The organism is Spirulina sp. 06S082 (genome assembly GCF_034932145.1).
Taxonomy (GTDB): domain Bacteria; phylum Cyanobacteriota; class Cyanobacteriia; order Cyanobacteriales; family Spirulinaceae; genus CCY15215.
In genome coordinates this window covers 1-17,730 of the sequence record NZ_JAYGHV010000150.1, presented here as the reverse complement: position 1 = coordinate 17,730, position 17,730 = coordinate 1, and the positions used below count along the sequence as shown (strand labels likewise).

Genomic DNA, 17,730 nt, shown 5'->3' with positions numbered 1-17,730 from the left:
TGATTCTCACTTTTATATCGATCGCCCTCCCATTGAAGATCTCGCCTGTCGGGAAATTCTCAAATCCGGCAGTGTCACCAGGATTAAGGCTCCGAAAAGAATGGGAAAAAGTTCTTTGCTGGCCAAAATCCTCGATCGCGCTAGAAAAGAAGGTTTCCATACCATTAACATTGATTTTCAGCAAACCGATGAGTCCATTTTTTCCTCCATCGATCGCTTTTTGCGCTGGTTTTGTAAAATAATTGCCCGTCAATTAAAACTCGAACCCTTACTCGATGAATTTTGGGATGAGGATATTGGCAGTAAAGTTAGCTGTACCCTCTATTTTGAGGGCTATTTACTGGAGGAAATCGAAACACCCATTGTTGTTGCCCTCAATGAAGTCAACCGCATTTTTGAGCATCCTGCCATCGCTCAGGATTTTCTGCCCCTTTTGCGATCTTGGCACGAGCAGGCCAAACAAGGAACAGCATTTGAAAAACTACGGCTGGTGGTGGTTCACTCTACAGAGATTTATGTTCCTTTAAATCTCAATCAATCTCCATTTAATGTAGGATTACCGATTAAAGTTCCTTTATTCACCCTCGAACAGGTTCAAGCCTTAGCCTTACTTTATGAATTAGAGTGGGCAGCAGGAGAAGAGGGATTACAGCGTTTGCAGCCTCTAATCGAAACAATTGGCGGTCATCCTTATTTAATTCAATTGGCGTTTTATCATCTGCGTCGGGAAACAGTTACTTTAGAGCAATTATTACAAGAAGCCCCCACAGAAGCAGGAATTTATAGCAATCACTTGCGAGAATTATGGGGAACTCTCCAAAAAGAACCGGAATTAGCAGAGGCTTATGAAGAGATCGTTGCAACCCCAGGTCGCGTGCGCTTAGAATCCATTGCAGCCTATAAACTTTACAGTATGGGTTTGATTGCTTTAGAAGGAAGCGAATGCACTTGTTCCTGCGAACTCTATCGCTTGTATTTTAGCGCTCAACTGGGATTATATGGAGACGATGACATTTCTGAAAGTAATTTAGCCACCATTATTTTTACCGATGTTGTGGGTTCCACTGAAAAAATGGTTGTCGATCAAATCCACTTATTAACGTTAATCCAGCGAGATTTTCAAGTCATGGGGGATATCTGCCGAGAATATGAGGGTAAAGTTTTGAAGTCTATGGGGGATGGATTATTAATTTATTTTGCGAGTGCCGTTAAGGCTGTATCCTGTGCGATCGCCATGCAAAAATCCTTGAAAGAAGCCGGAAATGGCCGATCGGCCCAAGAAATTCTCTATCACCGCATGGGCATTCATTTAGGCGATGTCTGTTTTAGCGGCAAAGATGTTTTGGGGTTGGGGGTCAATATTGCCGCACGATTGCAAGGGAAAGCCGATCCTGGTGGCATTTGCCTCTCGCAAACTGTTTATGATGCGATCGCGGATAACTTGAGCGTACAAGTACAAGATATGGGGGAACAAGGATTAAAAGGAATGGCGCAACCGGTCCGTCTCTATCGGGTTATTCCTTAAAAGAAACAATGAATTTTGCTATTATCTCTCAAAAAATGAATTTTAAGAAGGGCAATGAGATCGTGGGTCTGGATTCAAAGGTAGTAGAATGAAGAAAACCTAGGGTTTTATCAAGCTGTTTTAGAGCGATCGCTATGCCCGATTTCCAATCTCCTCTTGATGCTGCTCGCAGTCAAGCTATTGTAGGTGAAGCAAATACAACAATGCCGACCCATCCTTTCTCAAACTCGTCCTCCCCTAAACCTCCTCTTGAGTATCCCAACGGGCCGGTACCTCTCGATTCTCTCTTTTATATTCCCCGTCCTCCTTTGGAAGAGCAGGCATACAATGAAATACTTAAACCGGGTTGCGTACTGCGAATTAAAGCCCCAAAAGAGATGGGAAAATCTTCTCTCTTAAATCGAGTTCTTGCCCATGCTGAGACTCTCGGATACTACAGAGTTAATATTAACTTTCAACAGATCGATGGCAACGATCTCAATAAATTTTTGCGCGGTTTTTGTACTCAAGTTAGCCGGGGATTAAATCTCAAACCGAACTTAGATGAATATTGGGATGATGATGTTGGCAGTAAAGTCAATTGTACCTGCTATTTCCAATGGTATTTACTCGAAAATCTCGATCGCCCTGTTGTCATTGCCTTAAATGAAGTCAATCACCTGTTTGAATATCCTCAAATTGCTGTTGAATTTTTGCCCTTATTGCGATCGTGGCATGAGGAAGCCAAACAAATAGAGCTATGGAGCAAGCTCCGTTTGGTGGTTGTTTATTCAACGGAAATTTATGTTCCTCTTAATATCAATCAATCTCCTTTTAATGTGGGATTACCGTTAAATATACGAGAATTTACCCCCCAACAAGTCGAAACTCTCGCTCATTTACATGGTTTAGATTGGCATGAGGATCGAACTAAAGACCTAATGGCGCTTGTGGGAGGGCATCCTTTATTAATTCGTTTGGCTTTTTATCACTTAGCTCATGGGAATTCCTCAAGTCCTGAAAATTTAGACCAACTTTTAGAAGAAAGTGCCACAGAAGGAGGCATTTATCGCAACCATTTGCGACGACATTGGTTAACTCTCAAAAACGATCGAGAAATAGCTCGTGCTTTTGAAAAGGCGATCGTGGCGAACCAACCTGTTGTTATTAATTCCATTTTGGCCTATAAATTGGAGAGCTTGGGTTTAGTCACCTTAAAGGGTGATAAAATAAGCGTCCGCTACGAGTTGTATCGCCGCTATTTTCAACAGCAATTCTTACAAGATGAAAATGGTATTGCTAACCCTCCCGAAATCGGAAGCGATCGCCTGGTCGATCTGGAACAGCAGAACCAAAAATTAAAACAATTACGCAATCTCGATGAATTAACCGGACTGCTCAATCGACGTAGTTTTGAGGAAAGATTAGAAGAAAAATGGCAACAACTGGCTCAAACAGGAAGGCCGTTATCTATTATTGTTTGTAATATTGACTGTTTTAAGATTTTTAATGATGTTCACGGTTTTACTGATGGCGATAATTGTTTACAACTGATTGCCGGGGTATTTGAAGCAGGAATTGATATTCCTACAAGCGAGATCGCCCGCTATGGTGGCGATGAATTTATTGCTTTACTACCGCAAACTGATGGCGGTATTGCCTCAACTCTGGCTGAAAAATTACGCAGACAAATCGAAATGTTGGGCATTCCTATCAATGCGGAAAAATATGGTGGCTTTGCGAAAGATATTGTTACCGTTAGCCTCGGTGTTGCGAGTACGATGCCGAATGAGGAAACCCCTGCATCGGTTTTAATAGATGCTGCTAGTGAAGCCTTGTATCAGTCAAAACGAAACGGACGCGATCGCATTTCTATGAGTTCAACGCTGAACTTTCATTTTGACGATCGACAATAGCAGATATCGTGAAACAGAGTTGTTCTAACGCCCAGTTTTATCAATCCGATCGCTTTCTCCTTTGCCGTTGGGCTTCGTAGAGAAGGAGTGCCGCAGCCACAGAAACATTGAGAGACTCGACTCCTGCCAAGAGGGGAATGGAGACTTGGCGATCGCTTAAGGCGATCGCTTCTGGGGACAGTCCAGACCCTTCATTACCCAAAAGAATGAGACTGGGTTGCTGCCAGTCTACATCCCAATAAGTGAGGGGAGATCGCGGGGTAGTTGCGACAATTTGTAAGCCGCGATCGCGGTATTCCCGCAGGGTTTGTAAGAAATCTTCACTCACTTCAATAGGCAGGCGAAACCAAGCTCCTGTAGATGCTCTCAGGGTTTTGGGGTTATCTGCTTCGACACTATCAGCACTCAACCATAATCCCTCAGCCCCTGCCGCAACTGCTGTCCTAACAATTGTTCCTAAATTACCGGGGTCTTGCAGCCGTTCTAAAAATACACCTAAAGTGAGCTTTTGGGAAACAGTTGCACGAATGCGCTGACGCGGTATAGCGGCAATAATACCATCGGGGTTAACGGTGGTGGCGATCGCTTTTAAGACTTCTGGGGCGACAATTTCTACTCTTTCAGCGCGTTGAGAGAGTTCCTCCCATAATTTAACATAGCGCGATCGCCACGCTACTGTACAACAAACTACCGCGATCGGGCTATTGGTTTCACAAGCCGCTTCTAGTAAATTGGTTCCTTCTAACAAGCACAAATTTTGCTCTCGTCTTGCTTTCGGATGACGTAATTTTTTTAACTTTTTAACTAAAGGGTTTTGTGCGCTAGAGATCATCTATTTTTCTTGTTCTGAGAACCCTGAAAGAATCCCCAACCAAATCAAGGATTATGGTTGGGGAACGTTCAAATTGTGAATGCTGATATTTGACGCATACTATGAAAAAATTCGGCTATTTCTAAGCATTTTGAGACTTGCGCTTAGAGGCTGAAAATAAACCGCCAACCGTCATCAAACCAAGGATAAGAGAAGGTTCGGGAACATCTGCGGGATTTTCTTCTACAGTTCCAGCTAAGGAGACAGTATAGCGTCCGGAGTGGGAAACACCATCATCCCCTGCAACAACACCTGTATTCCCAGCCGAGAAGCTGTAAGCGAATTTAACTTCTCCATTGATGGTCACTTTAGCGATTTCGCTGATTTGGAGGAGAGGAGTTTGGGCTTTTAATGCAGCAATCACGGGGGCATAAATAGGATTAGCTGAATAATTTGCTACCCAAGGGGCATCCCAGACGTTATAGTGACCGATTAAATCCATTTCAATGTCCCCAGAACCATCATCTTTCGCCAAGTAAGCAACGTTGGGGTCGCCAGAACGTCCGATCGCGGTTTGGATTTCCCCAGCAATGATTTGACCGATGGGGACTCCCATATAAGTTGCATTGGCAACTGCGGGATATGCTGCGGTAAAACCTGCCATCCATTGCGTGCCTAACCCACCATCCCAATCGGTTTGGTTAATGCCTTCTACTTTAATTGAGTCCGAGCCTAAGTTACCTGTAAAACCGGTGTTGTTATTGCTTAAAATTTCGTCAGCAATGTTTAATTCAACGTGGCTGTAGCGATCGCCATCAGTTAAAGCGGTTATTGCATCGGCTGCACCGTAAACGCCGTAGTCGGTGCCAACCATTTGCACGTTGGTCAGAGATGAAGCAAGGACTGGTGCAGAAGTCGCGATCGTGCCAATTAAAACAGATGTGCCAACTAAAAATTTTTGAGCGATCCCTTTCATAGTAATTTTCCTCTGGATGTATGAGTGAGTTTTTATAGGCTTGGCTGGAAGCCGTTAATTTATCCCTTTTCCTTTCTTTATTAAAAAGGATTTTTTCCAATAATGGGTAAAGTTTGTGTAAAGTTTGCTCGGTTTTCGATAAAGATTTTGTGGTTTTTTCTACGTAAGTAGGATTTATTCAAAAAACTTGTTTTCTGTACCCGTTACTCAATCTACAGGGAAATGGCTAACTTTTCTGCGATCGCGATCGCCTTTCCCCGGAATAATGATTAACTAATGTTCTCAACCTCCTCCAAAAATGCGCCGATCCGGGTAACGGCTGCTTGCAGGATATCAGGGGAATGCACCAAGGCAAAGCGCACGTAGCCTTCTCCTCCTAAGCCAAAACCGGAACCGGGGGAAAGGGCAACTCCGGTTTTTTCGACTAATTGCAGGCAAAATTGCAGGGAATTCTGTTTCCAGGTGGGGGGTAATTTTCCCCAAACGTATAAGGTTGCGGGGGGAGTGGAAACTTTCCAGCCTATTTCGTTTAACGCTTTAATAAAGACATCTCGCCGATTTTGGAAGGTGGAGACGGTTTCTGTGACGATCGCCTCTTCTGCCTTTAAAGCGGCGATCGCCCCCCTCATAATGCCTCGATACTGATTAAAATCGATGACGGCTTTCACCCGACGCAATGCAGCAATGAGTTCTCTGTTGCCGATCGCATAAGCTATACGAAAGCCTCCCATATTATAGGATTTGGAGAAGGTAAAAAATTCAATGGTGTTGCTTTTCTCGCGATCGGCTTGTAATAGAGAAGGAGGAGTAGGGGTTTCCGCAAAGACAAAATCGGCATAAGGGAAATCGTGAGCCAAAATAATCTTATTCTCTTGGCAAAAAGTAACTGCTGCTTGGAAAAAAGATAAAGGCGCGATCGCTGTGGTGGGATTGTGAGGATAGCTTAAAACCATGAGCCGCGATCGCGCTACAATTTCCCGAGGAATGTCTGCAAAGACGGGTAAAAATTGCTTTTCCTCCCGTAGAGGCATGAGATGGATATTCCCTCCCGCTAAGTGAACTCCTCCTGCATGGGAGGGATAGCCAGGATCGCAAAGTAGGGCAATATCTCCTGGATTGAGGACAACTAAAGGGAGGTGTGCGGTGCCTTCCTGACAGCCAATTAAGGGTAAGACTTCTGTTTCGGGATCGATCGCCATGCCATACTTATTGCAGTACCATTGGGCGACGGCTTCCCGAAAGGGTTGGGTACCGTGAAATAAGGTATAGCCGTGGGTGGATGGGTCTTGCAAAGCGTCGGCGATCGCCTCGAGAATCGGTTGTGCGACGGGCAAATCTGAAGACCCCAAGGATAGGTCGATAATATCTCGACCTGCTGCGATCGCCTTGGCTTTTGCCTTGTCCATATCGGCAAAAACATTAGTTTGGAGGGAAGAGATGCGCCTGGCTAATTGCATTGTTTTACGGTCGATCTTTATCTTTAATCAAGCACTCATCTATCATTTCCGTCAAAGCTGCTCTAGTAATTGCACCTTCGTGAGACTTAAGAATTTTATCCCCTTGAATCACTCTTAAAGCAGGTACTCCCTCAACTTTACAGCGCTTGACGGCTTTAGGGTTGGGATCGATTTCGAGTTTTACGACTTTGAGGCGATCGCTATACTGTTCGGAAATATGCTCTACTGAAGGGGCAACCAATCGACATGGACCGCACCAGGTCGCCCAAAAATAAGCAAGCACGGGGGTTTTAGCCTCGAAGACCTCTTGCTCGAAATCCGCATCAGAAACAAGAACAACTTTACTCACAATCGACAAAACTCCTGCTAAGTCCTTTTTTTCAAGGGCTTTCCTCAATCTGGCCCCTGGATACTATTAGATTTTACCACGAAACGGTTTGACAACTTTAGTTTGAGGGAGGTTTAGATGTTACTGAGGATGAAAATAAGTATAAATTTCCTGCGCCAAATGGGAACCAATTCCCGATACTGCTTGTAGTTGTTCCAAACTCGCCTCGCGAATATAATCGATGGAATGAAAATGCGCTAATAATTGTTTCTGACGTTCAAATCCTAACCCTGGAATTTCATCTAAACGCGATCGCCTCCCTTGTTTTAAGCGTTGTTGTCGGTGAAAACTAACGGCGAAACGGTGGGATTCATCTCTAACTCTGCGTAACAATTGTACCCCTGGCTGTTCTGGTTCAGTATCTAAAGGAGAAGATTCTCCAGGTAAAAAGATTTCTTCTCGTTGTTTCGCTAAACTTACTATATTTAATTCCTCTAATAAAGGACTCTCTATATTTCCTTGCAATACTGCCACCACTGCCGAAAGTTGCCCTTTTCCCCCATCAATCATAACCAGATCGGGAAAATCGGGGTCTTCTTGGCGCGGTAAATTTGGGTCTTCGAGATACTTGCGAAAGCGCCGTCCAATCACTTCTGCTAAACTGGCGAAATCATCCGATCGCCCGATTCTAACCTCTGGATTTTTGATTTTATAATGGCGATAGTGCTGTTTTGCGGGAACACCATCGATAAAAACTACTTGTGACGCGACGGCATTTGACCCTTGAATGTGAGAAATATCGTAGCCTTCGATGCGCTTGGGAATCTCGGCTAAATCGAGAATTTCCGCTAAATCTTGTAAGGAAAGTGCATCGCGATCGCGCTGTTTTTGGGTTCTCTCTAATTCATACCCTGCATTGCGCTCTACCATCTCAATTAAGTATGCTTTACTCTGACGCTGAGGGGCAACAATACTCACTTTTCTCCCTTTGCGTTCCGTCAGCCATTGCGCCAAGATTTCCCCCTCGGGTAATTCATATTGAACGAGAATATCCGTAGGAATTTCCACGGGATCGACCTGTAAATAATGTTCTTCTAGGACTCGCTGTAAAATTTCTGGGGGAGTTCCCGAGGGGGTTTCCGCAAAATAGCCCAAGCGTCCTACTAATTTCCCCGCCCTCACTTGAAAGAGTTGGATACAGCAATGGCGATCGTCTTGCGCTAGGGCGATCGCATCTCGCGATACGGTATCATCGGGTAAGGAGACTTTTTGATCCGCGTGAAGAGAATCTAAACCATGCAGGCGATCGCGGACTTCCGCAGCAATTTCAAAGTTCAATTCTTCTGCTGCTTTTTCCATTTGTGCTTGTAAAATCTGCATTAATTCCCCACTCCGTCCCTGAAATACCATGGCCACTTTCTCAACAATTTTACGATAATCTTCCGGTGAAACGAGATTTTGACAGACTCCAGGACAGCGACCGATATCGTAGTTGAGACAAGGACGGTCTTTAAATAAAGGTTTGGGACGCTGACGCAGAGGGAAAAGACGCTTGACTAAATAAAGGGTTTGGCGCAATAATCGCATATCGACATAGGGACCATAATAGCGATCGCGACTATTTTTTAATCTGCGTTTGCGAGTAATAAAGATGCGCGGATAATCTTCCGACCAAGTAATACAAACATAGGGATATTTTTTATCATCTTTGAGGAGTACGTTATAGTAAGGTTGGTGTTGTTTGATCAGATTGGCTTCTAAAGCGAGGGCTTCTACTTCTGTATCGGTGACAATAAACTCTATTTCTGTGACTTGACGCACCATCATGGTAATGCGATCGCTGAGTCTTTGGGAGTCGCGAAAATAGGATCGTACCCGCGATCGCAGTTTCTTCGATTTGCCAATATAGAGAATGCTATCCGTCCCATCTCGCATCAAATAAACCCCTGGAACCGAGGGAATTTCCTTGAGTCGCGTTTCGAGGCGATCGGTATCTTGTAGGAAGGGTTGGGGTTTTGTGGATGCAGTCATATTTTTTTACAACCGAAAATCATGGGTTTGGAGACCAAACCCCTACCGAAAATCATGGGTTTGGAGACCAAACCCCTACCATATTATTTTATTGTCAATTTCTTCCTTGAAGTTTAGCATATAAATAGGAGTAAATGTGATTAATGATGAGAATATACTCATGGATAAAGAACAACTTGCGATCGCGCGTCTAACACCGGAACAATGGACAAAAGCTAGAGATAGTATTACCTTATTTTGGGATAAAGTGCCTAGTCAAGAAACAGTGATTAGATTTTTGAGCAATTCACAAAATGTTCTTTTATCGGCGGAAATCAATGATATATTGGTCGGTCAACTCATTGGCTATATTCTCGATTGTTGGGAAAACAATGAATCTATGTTTTTCTTATATTCAATTGATGTTGTGGAAATTTATCAGCATCAAGGAGTCGGAACTGCATTAATTAAAGAGGTACAAAAATACAGTCAGATGGAAGGCTGTACCGAAGCCTTTGTATTTACTAATGAGAGCAATCTTGCTGCTAAGAAATTATATCAGTCTACAGGAGGGACGCGATCGTGTCCCGATGATGTTGTCATGTTTGAATATGATTGGAGTCAGTAAATTTTTAATATTTTATTGGAGAGAGAAACATTTCCTCAGTCCGGGTCTAATGCTCAACAAAATCATCAAAAATTATACACGGATTCAGTAAAAAATATTCAATCAGATTAAACCGTTGAAATATAGTTGAGGTAAAAAAATGGAGTAAAATGTATGCTCTATTGCCAAATTTTTCATTAAGGGCTATTATGGAATAATATCGAGATTAATAATAATGCTTAAGACACTCTGGGCTACTGTTCGGCAAGGCAAAATTGAACTTCTAGAATCAGATGAACTTCCAGAAGGGACAAAAGTTCTGGTAACAATTCTATCTGATAATGAAATCTTTGATAATGAAGCTGAGTTTTGGTTGGAAGCAAGTAAAAAGTCACTAGATATAGTATGGGACAACAATGAGGATAATGTATATGTCGAGTTACTCCAAGAATGACATCATTCTAGTTCGCTACCCATTCTCAGACTTATCAAGTTCAAAAGTACGGCCTGCTGTTGTAGTGAATGCGCCGCATATTTCTCTAGATGTTTTAATCGTACCTTTAACCAGTAAAACAGCATCGCTGCTAGAGGGCGAATTTGTTTTGTCTGAATGGTTGATGGCAGGATTAAATGTAGCAACAGCAGCCAAACGAGGTATATATACAATTCAGGAAAGTTTAGTTATCAAAAGAATTGGCAAACTCGCCAATGTAGATGCAGAACACCTAGATTGCGCTTTGCGAGGTTGGTTGGGTTTATGATTTAACACTAGGTTTATCAATTCCCTTACAATAGGAAATGCAACTTTTCCAACCCAGCAGGAGAGACAGTCGTGGAGTCCCGATATAACGCAGCAGAGATAGAGCAGAAATAGCAGCAAACTTGGGCAGAAATGGGATGCGATCGCACACCAGAAGACCCCAGTAAGCCCAATTAGTTTTCCTTTTTGTCACTCTTGCCCTCAATACGAAAAAGAGATCTGGCACACTCGAATATTATTAACTCATTTTCAGGAATAGGTTCTACATCGGGAAAACCTCCAGAATCGGAATTCTCTTCTGATTTCTCTGAAGATTGGGTTGTGACTAATGTAGAATTGGCTTGGGCAGAATCTTGTACAATGCTCTCTTTACTTTTGTCGTTAGACATACGGCAATATTAATTAAGATGTAAATGCAGCCGTTTGCCAATTCCCTTACAATAGGAAATGCAACTTTTCCAACCCAGTCAGGAGAGACAATCGTGGAGTCCCGATATAACGCAGCAGAGATAGAGCAAAAATGGCAGCAAACTTGGGCAGAAATGGGATGCGATCGCACCTCAGAAGACCCGAGTAAGCCCAAATTTTATGCGTTGTCCATGTTCCCCTATCCCTCGGGAAACCTGCACATGGGTCACGTCCGCAATTATGTCATTACTGATGTTATCGCCCGTCTCAAGCGAATGCAAGGCTATCGGGTGTTACATCCGATGGGTTGGGATGCTTTTGGACTTCCTGCGGAAAACGCGGCGATCGATCGCGGCATTCCTCCCAGTAAATGGACTTATGAAAATATTGCCCAAATGCGGGAACAACTCAAACAACTCGGCCTTTCCCTCGACTGGGATCGCGAAGTTGCGACCTGTTCTCCAGACTATTATAAATGGACCCAGTGGCTCTTTTTGCAGTTCTATGAAGCAGGTTTAGCTTACCAAAAAGAAGCGGCGGTAAATTGGGATCCTTTCGATCAAACCGTGTTAGCTAACGAACAAGTAGATAATGAAGGGCGATCCTGGCGATCGGGGGCAAAGGTTGAACGAAAATTGTTACGTCAGTGGTTTTTAAAGATTACTCAATATGCGGATGAATTACTCGATGATTTGCAACAATTAAAGGGTTGGCCGGAGAAAGTTAAAACTCTACAAACTAACTGGATCGGCAAGTCTGTTGGGGCGCACGTAGAGTTTAAAACAGTTGCAGGAGATAGCATTCCTATTTTTACCACGCGACCGGATACCCTTTGGGGAGCTACATTTATGGTACTTTCTCCAGAGCATCCTTTAGCCCCTAAGTTAACAACATCAGAACAGAAAGAAGCCATAGAAACCTATCAAAAAGAAGCGGCGAATAAAAGCGAAATCGATCGCACGGATGACACTCGCGAAAAAACGGGGGTATTTACAGGAAGTTATGCTATTAATCCTGTAAATAATAGCAAAATTCCGATTTGGATTGCTGACTACGTTCTCATGGATTATGGTACCGGTGCTATTATGGCAGTTCCGGCGCATGACCAGCGAGATTTTGAATTTGCAACTAAGTTTAAATTACAGATTCAACAAGTAGTTTTCTCAGCAGAAGATATCCCCCTTAATTCAGCAGAAGAGATCCCCCCGGCTAAAGCCACCCCCCTTAATAAGGGGGGTATGTCGGAAGCATTCACAGATAATCAAACCGGAATTCTCTATAATTCTGATGTTTTGAATGGGTTAAGCGTCCCAGATGCTAAAAAACGAGTGATTGAGTATTTAGAAGAGAAGAAAATAGGCACAGCACAGTCCAATTATCGTCTCCGAGATTGGTTGATTTCCCGTCAACGTTATTGGGGTGTTCCTATTCCCATTATTCATTGTCCCAGTTGCGGTGCGGTTCCTGTTCCCGATGCAGATTTACCCGTACAATTGCCCAGTGATGTCTCTTTTAGCGGTCGCGGTCCTTCTCCTTTGGCGAAGATGGAAGAGTGGGTGAATGTAAAGTGTCCCAGTTGCAATGAAGATGCTAAAAGAGAAACCGATACGATGGATACTTTTATCGATTCTTCGTGGTATTTCTTGCGCTATACCGATGCTAAAAATGAAAATAAGGTCTTCGATCCAGAGAAGGTTAATGACTGGATGGTAGTAGATCAATATGTGGGGGGAATTGAACACGCGATCTTACATTTATTGTATTCTCGTTTCTTTACCAAAGTATTGCGCGATCGCGGTTTATTAAAGTTTGATGAACCTTTCCAAAAACTCTTGACCCAAGGGATGGTTCAAGGTGTCACCTACAAGAATCCCAAAACACGAAAATACGTTCCTTCCGTACAAGTTAACCCCGAAAATCCTCGCGATCCAGATACGGGAGAACCTTTGGTTTCTTTCTATGAAAAGATGTCCAAATCGAAATATAATGGGGTCGATCCGAAGGTTGTTTTAGGGAAATATGGTGCAGATACAGCGCGGATGTTTATCTTATTTAAAGCGCCTCCTGAAAAGGATTTAGAATGGGATGATGCAGATGTTGAAGGTCAATTTCGCTTCTTAAATCGCATTTGGCGTTTAGTAGATGAATATGCTAATAATAAAGAGACTTCTAAAAGGAATCAAGAGCTTTCTAAGGAAGAAAAAGATTTACGTCGCGCGATTCATACCGCAATTAAGGAAGTCTCGGAAGATTTAGAGGGAGACTATCAATTTAATACAGCAGTTTCTGAGATGATGAAACTCAGTAATGCCTTAAATGATGCCCAGTGTAAGAATTCTTCAATTTATGAGGAAGGCATCCAAACTTTGCTCATTTTACTTGCACCTTTTTCCCCTCATTTAGCTGAGGAATTATGGCAGAAAATTGGTGGAAAAGATTCTATTCATCAACAAGCATGGAGGAAGCACGATCCGACTGCTTTGGAAGTTGATGAAATTGCGCTAGTTGTCCAAGTGATGGGCAAAAAACGAGCAGTGATTCAAGTCCCTGCAAGTGCAACAAAGGAAGAATTAGAAACCTTTGCTAAAACTTCCGATAAAGTACAACCTTATCTAGAAGGAAAAGAAATTAAAAAAATTATTGTCATTCCTGGTAAGTTGGTTAACTTCGTTTTAGGAAAGTAGGTTATTGTGACAGTGACAGAACTTACGCATCAGTCTGTAAAATGCCTTGTAATCAGTAGCTTTGACCTCTAAAAAAAGTTTATGTGTTTAAATGTCACTCATTTTGCTATCCTAAAAGAGGTAATTCGGTATGGTTGAAAAACCAGTTCCAGAGTCTCCAGCGATCGCCACCGAGTTGGTTTTTCCCCTACAAGGAATAAGCTGGCCAACCTACAAAGCCCTAATGCGTGATGTGGGAGAAGATCGTGCTTGGCGAATTGCTTACCATCGAGAACTATTAGAACTCAGAATGCCACATTTAATTCACGAAGAACTTAAAGGTTTCCTCGAAAGTTTGGTTGAGATTGTTGCTGATGAACTGGAAATAGAATTGAGAAAACTCGGATCTGTAACCCTCGAACGAGAAGATTTGGGTTTTGCAATTGAGCCTGATGCCTGCTTTTATATTGATAGTGAGGAAGAAGTTAGAGGAAAAACAATTATTAATTTACTTGAAGATCCTCCTCCCGATTTGGCGATCGAGGCAGATTACGAACATTCTTCCCTCGATAAGTTTAGCATTTATGAGGCATTCGGTATCCCAGAAATTTGGCGATATTCTGACGGAGAATTACAAGTTTATCAGTTAATTGAGGGCAAATACCAGAAGTGCGATCGTTCTCTCACTTTCTCGTTTTTGCCGATCGCGGAAATTCCCGATTATATCGAAAAAAGCAAGAAAATCGGACAGCGTGCAGCATTTCGCTCATTTAGGAAGGAAATGCGTTATATTTAATTCTGTTTAATAACTACAAAATTGTAATTTCCTCAAGGCCAAAACAATTTTATCAATGGCTTCTCGTTGTTCTCGAACTGAGCGATCGGCATGATTGAGCATAATACTAAAAACTAAGGGTTGATATTCAGGAACTTCTAAGTAACCTGAAAGGGTAGAAACTCCTGTCATCGTTCCAGTTTTGGCTTGCATCATCTCTTGAACCGAAGTATTTTGAAAGCGATTTCTTAAGGTTCCGCTAACTCCCGCAACGGGTAAAGAAGCGCGGTAAATTTCCCCTTGAGGCGATCGCGCTATTCCTTGTAAGGTTTGCACGATCGCTTCGGGACTGAGGAAATTGTGCCTAGAAAGCCCAGAACCGTCGGTGAGTTGATAGCTATGGGGATCTACTCCTAAATCGTTTAAGGCTGCTTCTAGCGCATTTAAAGGGGAACTGAGAGCATTTTCTCCTAAAAGCTGTAAGAGTGCTTCCGCATAAAGATTATTACTGGGTTGATTGGTATCGCGAATTAAATCTGCGATGGGAGGAGATTCAATGTTGGCAATTTCTCGTTTTGTTTTCTGAATTTGAGGGCGATCGCGGATTTTTGCGCTGGCGATCGCAATAGATTCTATCTCTAGTACAGTATGAAAAGTATCGAGAAAATATTGTGAAGGATTTAAAATAGCCATTGCCCAAGGATCTGAATTGGCATTCACTGCAAGCTGTCCGGTCAGATTAAGAATAGGTGTTCCTAAAGTTCCGGTAATATCAACGGTATAATCAGTATCTAATTCGCCGGTTTGGGTTTGATTATTAAATTGCCATTGTCGTGCGGCGATCGCATCATCCCATTCTAATCTCAAAGGCTGTCCTGGTTGTTGCGGATATAGTGTTAAATTGAAGGTATTTTCGTTCAAAATCAAACGATTGACTGCTGCACCATAGTAAAAATTAAGATCGTAATTTTCCCATGTTGGATGTCGAATCCCGTGGGATAATGAACGATCTTCAACGATTAATTCAGAAATGGTTTCAACCCCGCGATCGCGCAATTGTCGCGCGAGTTGTTGTAAGGTTTGACGTGTTAAACTTGGATCTCCTTGTCCCGCTAAATACAAGCGCGTTAAGTTGGGTGGATTTCCGGTAATATAAATGGGAGTCCGAATGCGATAATCTGCTCCTAATTTGTGTAAAACCGCAGCCGTTGTTAAGATTTTTGTATTAGAAGCTGGGACAAAGTAAGAACGAGCATTAAGGGCATATAACTCTGGATTAGAATTAAGAGAACTAACATTAAGAGGTTCTACGAGAATTCCCCAACGCGATCGCTCAAATTCAGGACTATTGATAATTGCTTCAATTGCTTGAGGAAGTTCTGCTGGACAAATAACTTCTTCTTCTGCATTAACTTCTGCATTAACGGCAATTAACGAAATAATTGCAAAAATAGTAGGATTGATGAGTGTTAGCGTCACGCACCATCCTATTTTAGCAACTAGAGAACCAAAAAATACAGCATTAGAGAACTGAGAAATAATTAATCTCAATCGCTTATTTTTGCCAGAGAACAGCGCGATCGCGTCCTTTCTGTTTAGCTTGGTATAATGCTTCATCCGCTCGAGCCACTAACTCCGATTCTAACATTGTTTCAGTAGGAATTAAACAAAAAACTCCCATGCTCATTGTAACATACTCACTCACAGAAGAACGAGCATGAACTAATTTTAATTCAGCTAAACCTTTCCGAATATCTTCAGCGATTTTAATCGCTTCCTTTGCGGCAATATTAGGCAATACAAGGGCAAATTCTTCGCCACCATACCGAGCAACAAGAGCATCTGTATTTCTCGCGATCTCTGCTAAAAATTGTGCAACTTGTTGTAAGCAATCATCACCGGCTTGATGTCCGTAAGTATCATTATAATATTTAAAATAATCTACATCGCAAAGAATTAGAGATAAATAGAGTTTTTTCTCTTTTGCATAGTGCCATTGTTGGTGAAGATAATGCTCCAATTTTCGACGATTGGCAATTTGAGTCAGTTCGTCAATAGCAGCAATACGCTCTAATTCTTGGTTTGTTTTTTCTAATTTTGCAAATAAAATTGCCTGTTGGATGGCGATCGCCACATGAACTGATAAGTCTTGTAAAAGCTCAATTTCTAAAAGTTTCCAATTACGGCGATCGCGACAGTGATGAGCAATTAATAACCCCCATAATTTATCTCCTTGTAAAATGGGAACAACGAGATTTGAGCGAACTTGAAACTGTTGCAATAATTCAGCATGACAAGGTTGAATCTTCGCCGTATAAATGTCATCAATGCTACTGGTTCTCCCTTGACGATAGACTTGAATATATTTTTCTCCAAAACAAGGATCGTAAATATCTGCACCCAGTATCGATCGCCAACCTAATCCCACTGATTCTACCGCAATTTTACCTCGACCATCGGATTTGATTTCATAAAGAACGACGCGATCGGTTTGCAAGAAATTTCGGACTTCATTAGCGGTTATTGTTAAAATATCATCCAATTTTAAGGACTCGCGAATGCGTTGAGAAATTTGGGAGATGAGACGTTTTTGTTTTGAGTTAATTTGAGCAATTTCTTCCTCGGTTATATCTCTGAATTTCCATGTTCTCCCAACAATTTCATTATCAAGATATAAAGGTTGACTTGAGGTTTTAAAAATTTTCCCATTCTTGAGATAAAATGTATCTATACTTGTTGATTGAGGATTGTTCAGTGCATTTCTAAGACAATTGAACCAAAATTTAGAATTCTTGACTTTTTTACCAATGAGATTAATTGGATTAACTTCTTCACCATTTTCAAGATTCTTTTTGGAAATCTCCCACATTTCAATTAGCTTTTGATTGAAAATCATATTTTTGCCAGTGCTATCCACCGCAAAAATGCCATCTTCGGTGAGATCGATAGTTGCTTGTAATAGACAAACTGCTTTTTTTAAATCTTCTGTGCGATCGCTGCTTGTTATAAAATCTTGCAGAAACATTTTTTCCTCCCATAAAGTCAATGAAAGTTTGGCACTAAAAATTAGTGATGATTTATCACTTCTCTTTTGTTTGTACTTTTAAAAAAATTATGATTTTTGTGTGAAATTGCTCTCGAAAAACGGAATTGATATTTTCACCAGTGCGAGTTTTTTCTGCGAACTAGAGAATAAAATCTTTTCGCCATTTTTGAAACAAAAAAAGTGATATTTTATGAGAAACCATTATATCGAAAAACCAGAACGGCCAGAAAACTTATCAATTCTTATCGATCCCCTGTAGGTTTCTGCAAAATAATTAGAAAAGTATTGCAAAAAAGCACCATAAAAAAAGCGCAAGACCCTAAATCTTGCGCTTCTTAATACCCCCAAGGGAATTCGAAGCCCTGTCGCCTCCGTGAAAGGGAGGTGTCCTAGGCCTCTAGACGATGGGGGCTTGTTTCTAGGCTCGTCTGTTTTTTAAAAATTCAGACATTTGCCAATATAGCGAATG

15 protein-coding genes and 1 tRNA gene are annotated in these 17,730 nt (G+C 41.9%); 7 read left to right on the top strand and 9 right to left on the bottom strand.

The window, feature by feature from the left end; genetic code table 11:
- Together VB714_RS11285 and VB714_RS11280 are read left to right on the top strand one after the other, a co-directional pair.
- Window positions 1-1,525: AAA-like domain-containing protein (locus VB714_RS11285; protein WP_323224142.1), on the top strand; the 1,525-nt coding region annotated here is incomplete at its 5' end.
- 134 nt (window positions 1,526-1,659) lie between these two features.
- Window positions 1,660-3,420, top strand: a complete 1,761-nt coding sequence (locus tag VB714_RS11280) for an AAA-like domain-containing protein (RefSeq protein WP_323224140.1) — start codon at window positions 1,660-1,662, stop codon at window positions 3,418-3,420.
- 40 nt (window positions 3,421-3,460) lie between these two features.
- Here the strand turns inward: VB714_RS11280 and VB714_RS11275 are convergent, their stop codons facing one another.
- The 5 genes from VB714_RS11275 to uvrC form a co-directional block, all read right to left on the bottom strand.
- Window positions 3,461-4,252, bottom strand: a complete 792-nt coding sequence (locus VB714_RS11275; protein WP_323224138.1) for an RNA methyltransferase — start codon at window positions 4,250-4,252, stop codon at window positions 3,461-3,463.
- 121 nt (window positions 4,253-4,373) lie between these two features.
- Window positions 4,374-5,207: an NF038130 family PEP-CTERM protein gene (locus VB714_RS11270; RefSeq protein WP_323224137.1), complete on the bottom strand. Its 834-nt coding sequence runs from the start codon at window positions 5,205-5,207 to the stop codon at window positions 4,374-4,376.
- A 269-nt stretch (window positions 5,208-5,476) separates the two neighbouring features.
- Complete coding sequence (locus VB714_RS11265; protein WP_323224136.1) at window positions 5,477-6,664, bottom strand: LL-diaminopimelate aminotransferase; 1,188 nt, start codon at window positions 6,662-6,664, stop codon at window positions 5,477-5,479.
- Window positions 6,665-6,668: 4 nt separating this feature from the next.
- On the bottom strand, window positions 6,669-7,013 hold the full coding sequence (locus tag VB714_RS11260; protein WP_323224134.1) for a thioredoxin family protein: 345 nt from the start codon (window positions 7,011-7,013) through the stop codon (window positions 6,669-6,671).
- A 120-nt stretch (window positions 7,014-7,133) separates the two neighbouring features.
- A complete protein-coding gene (gene uvrC, locus VB714_RS11255; RefSeq protein ID WP_323224132.1) occupies window positions 7,134-9,023 on the bottom strand; it encodes an excinuclease ABC subunit UvrC in 1,890 nt (629 codons plus the stop codon).
- A 160-nt stretch (window positions 9,024-9,183) separates the two neighbouring features.
- On the opposite strand from uvrC, the gene VB714_RS11250 reads away from it, so the two are divergent.
- The 3 genes from VB714_RS11250 (at window position 9,184) to VB714_RS11240 (ending at window position 10,370) form a co-directional block, all read left to right on the top strand.
- A complete protein-coding gene (locus VB714_RS11250; protein WP_323224130.1) occupies window positions 9,184-9,630 on the top strand; it encodes an N-acetyltransferase in 447 nt (148 codons plus the stop codon).
- Window positions 9,631-9,844: 214 nt separating this feature from the next.
- The gene (locus tag VB714_RS11245; RefSeq protein ID WP_323224127.1) at window positions 9,845-10,063 is read left to right on the top strand and encodes a hypothetical protein; all 219 of its coding nucleotides are present in this window, start codon (window positions 9,845-9,847) and stop codon (window positions 10,061-10,063) included.
- Window positions 10,041-10,370, top strand: coding sequence for a type II toxin-antitoxin system PemK/MazF family toxin (locus VB714_RS11240; RefSeq protein WP_323224125.1), 330 nt, complete (start codon window positions 10,041-10,043; stop codon window positions 10,368-10,370). The genes VB714_RS11245 and VB714_RS11240 overlap by 23 nt, the downstream gene beginning before the upstream one ends.
- 172 nt (window positions 10,371-10,542) lie before the next feature.
- Here VB714_RS11240 and VB714_RS11235 read toward each other — a convergent pair whose 3' ends face one another.
- The gene (locus VB714_RS11235; RefSeq protein ID WP_323224123.1) at window positions 10,543-10,758 is read right to left on the bottom strand and encodes a hypothetical protein; all 216 of its coding nucleotides are present in this window, start codon (window positions 10,756-10,758) and stop codon (window positions 10,543-10,545) included.
- Window positions 10,759-10,851: 93 nt separating this feature from the next.
- Here VB714_RS11235 and leuS point away from each other — a divergent pair, with 93 nt between their 5' ends.
- Complete coding sequence (gene leuS, locus VB714_RS11230) at window positions 10,852-13,461, top strand: leucine--tRNA ligase (RefSeq protein ID WP_323224121.1); 2,610 nt, start codon at window positions 10,852-10,854, stop codon at window positions 13,459-13,461.
- A 130-nt stretch (window positions 13,462-13,591) separates the two neighbouring features.
- On the top strand, window positions 13,592-14,236 hold the full coding sequence (locus VB714_RS11225) for a Uma2 family endonuclease (RefSeq protein WP_323224120.1): 645 nt from the start codon (window positions 13,592-13,594) through the stop codon (window positions 14,234-14,236).
- 6 nt (window positions 14,237-14,242) lie between these two features.
- Here the strand turns inward: VB714_RS11225 and dacB are convergent, their stop codons facing one another.
- From dacB to VB714_RS11210, 3 genes are all read right to left on the bottom strand, one after another.
- On the bottom strand, window positions 14,243-15,832 hold the full coding sequence (dacB, locus tag VB714_RS11220; protein WP_323224116.1) for a D-alanyl-D-alanine carboxypeptidase/D-alanyl-D-alanine-endopeptidase: 1,590 nt from the start codon (window positions 15,830-15,832) through the stop codon (window positions 14,243-14,245).
- Window positions 15,771-17,240 (bottom strand): diguanylate cyclase domain-containing protein, encoded by a 1,470-nt coding sequence (locus VB714_RS11215; protein WP_323224114.1) that lies wholly within the window; start codon window positions 17,238-17,240, stop codon window positions 15,771-15,773. The genes dacB and VB714_RS11215 overlap by 62 nt, the downstream gene beginning before the upstream one ends.
- Window positions 17,241-17,600: 360 nt before the next feature.
- Window positions 17,601-17,673: transfer RNA gene (locus VB714_RS11210), tRNA-Glu, on the bottom strand.
- Window positions 17,674-17,730 lie beyond the last annotated feature (57 nt).

Excerpts from the sequence above, each read along its gene's own strand:
- uvrC (WP_323224132.1), bottom strand. The coding sequence starts at position 9,023 with ATGACTGCATCCACAAAACCCCAACCCTTCCTACAAGATACCGATCGC.
- VB714_RS11280 (WP_323224140.1), top strand. The coding sequence starts at position 1,660 with ATGCCCGATTTCCAATCTCCTCTTGATGCTGCTCGCAGTCAAGCTATT.
- VB714_RS11225 (WP_323224120.1), top strand. The coding sequence starts at position 13,592 with ATGGTTGAAAAACCAGTTCCAGAGTCTCCAGCGATCGCCACCGAGTTG.
- VB714_RS11270 (WP_323224137.1), bottom strand. The coding sequence starts at position 5,207 with ATGAAAGGGATCGCTCAAAAATTTTTAGTTGGCACATCTGTTTTAATT.
- VB714_RS11215 (WP_323224114.1), bottom strand. The coding sequence starts at position 17,240 with ATGTTTCTGCAAGATTTTATAACAAGCAGCGATCGCACAGAAGATTTA.
- VB714_RS11275 (WP_323224138.1), bottom strand. The coding sequence starts at position 4,252 with ATGATCTCTAGCGCACAAAACCCTTTAGTTAAAAAGTTAAAAAAATTA.
- VB714_RS11250 (WP_323224130.1), top strand. The coding sequence starts at position 9,184 with ATGGATAAAGAACAACTTGCGATCGCGCGTCTAACACCGGAACAATGG.
- VB714_RS11235 (WP_323224123.1), bottom strand. The coding sequence starts at position 10,758 with ATGTCTAACGACAAAAGTAAAGAGAGCATTGTACAAGATTCTGCCCAA.
- VB714_RS11265 (WP_323224136.1), bottom strand. The coding sequence starts at position 6,664 with ATGCAATTAGCCAGGCGCATCTCTTCCCTCCAAACTAATGTTTTTGCC.
- VB714_RS11245 (WP_323224127.1), top strand. The coding sequence starts at position 9,845 with ATGCTTAAGACACTCTGGGCTACTGTTCGGCAAGGCAAAATTGAACTT.
- dacB (WP_323224116.1), bottom strand. The coding sequence starts at position 15,832 with ATGAAGCATTATACCAAGCTAAACAGAAAGGACGCGATCGCGCTGTTC.
- VB714_RS11240 (WP_323224125.1), top strand. The coding sequence starts at position 10,041 with ATGTCGAGTTACTCCAAGAATGACATCATTCTAGTTCGCTACCCATTC.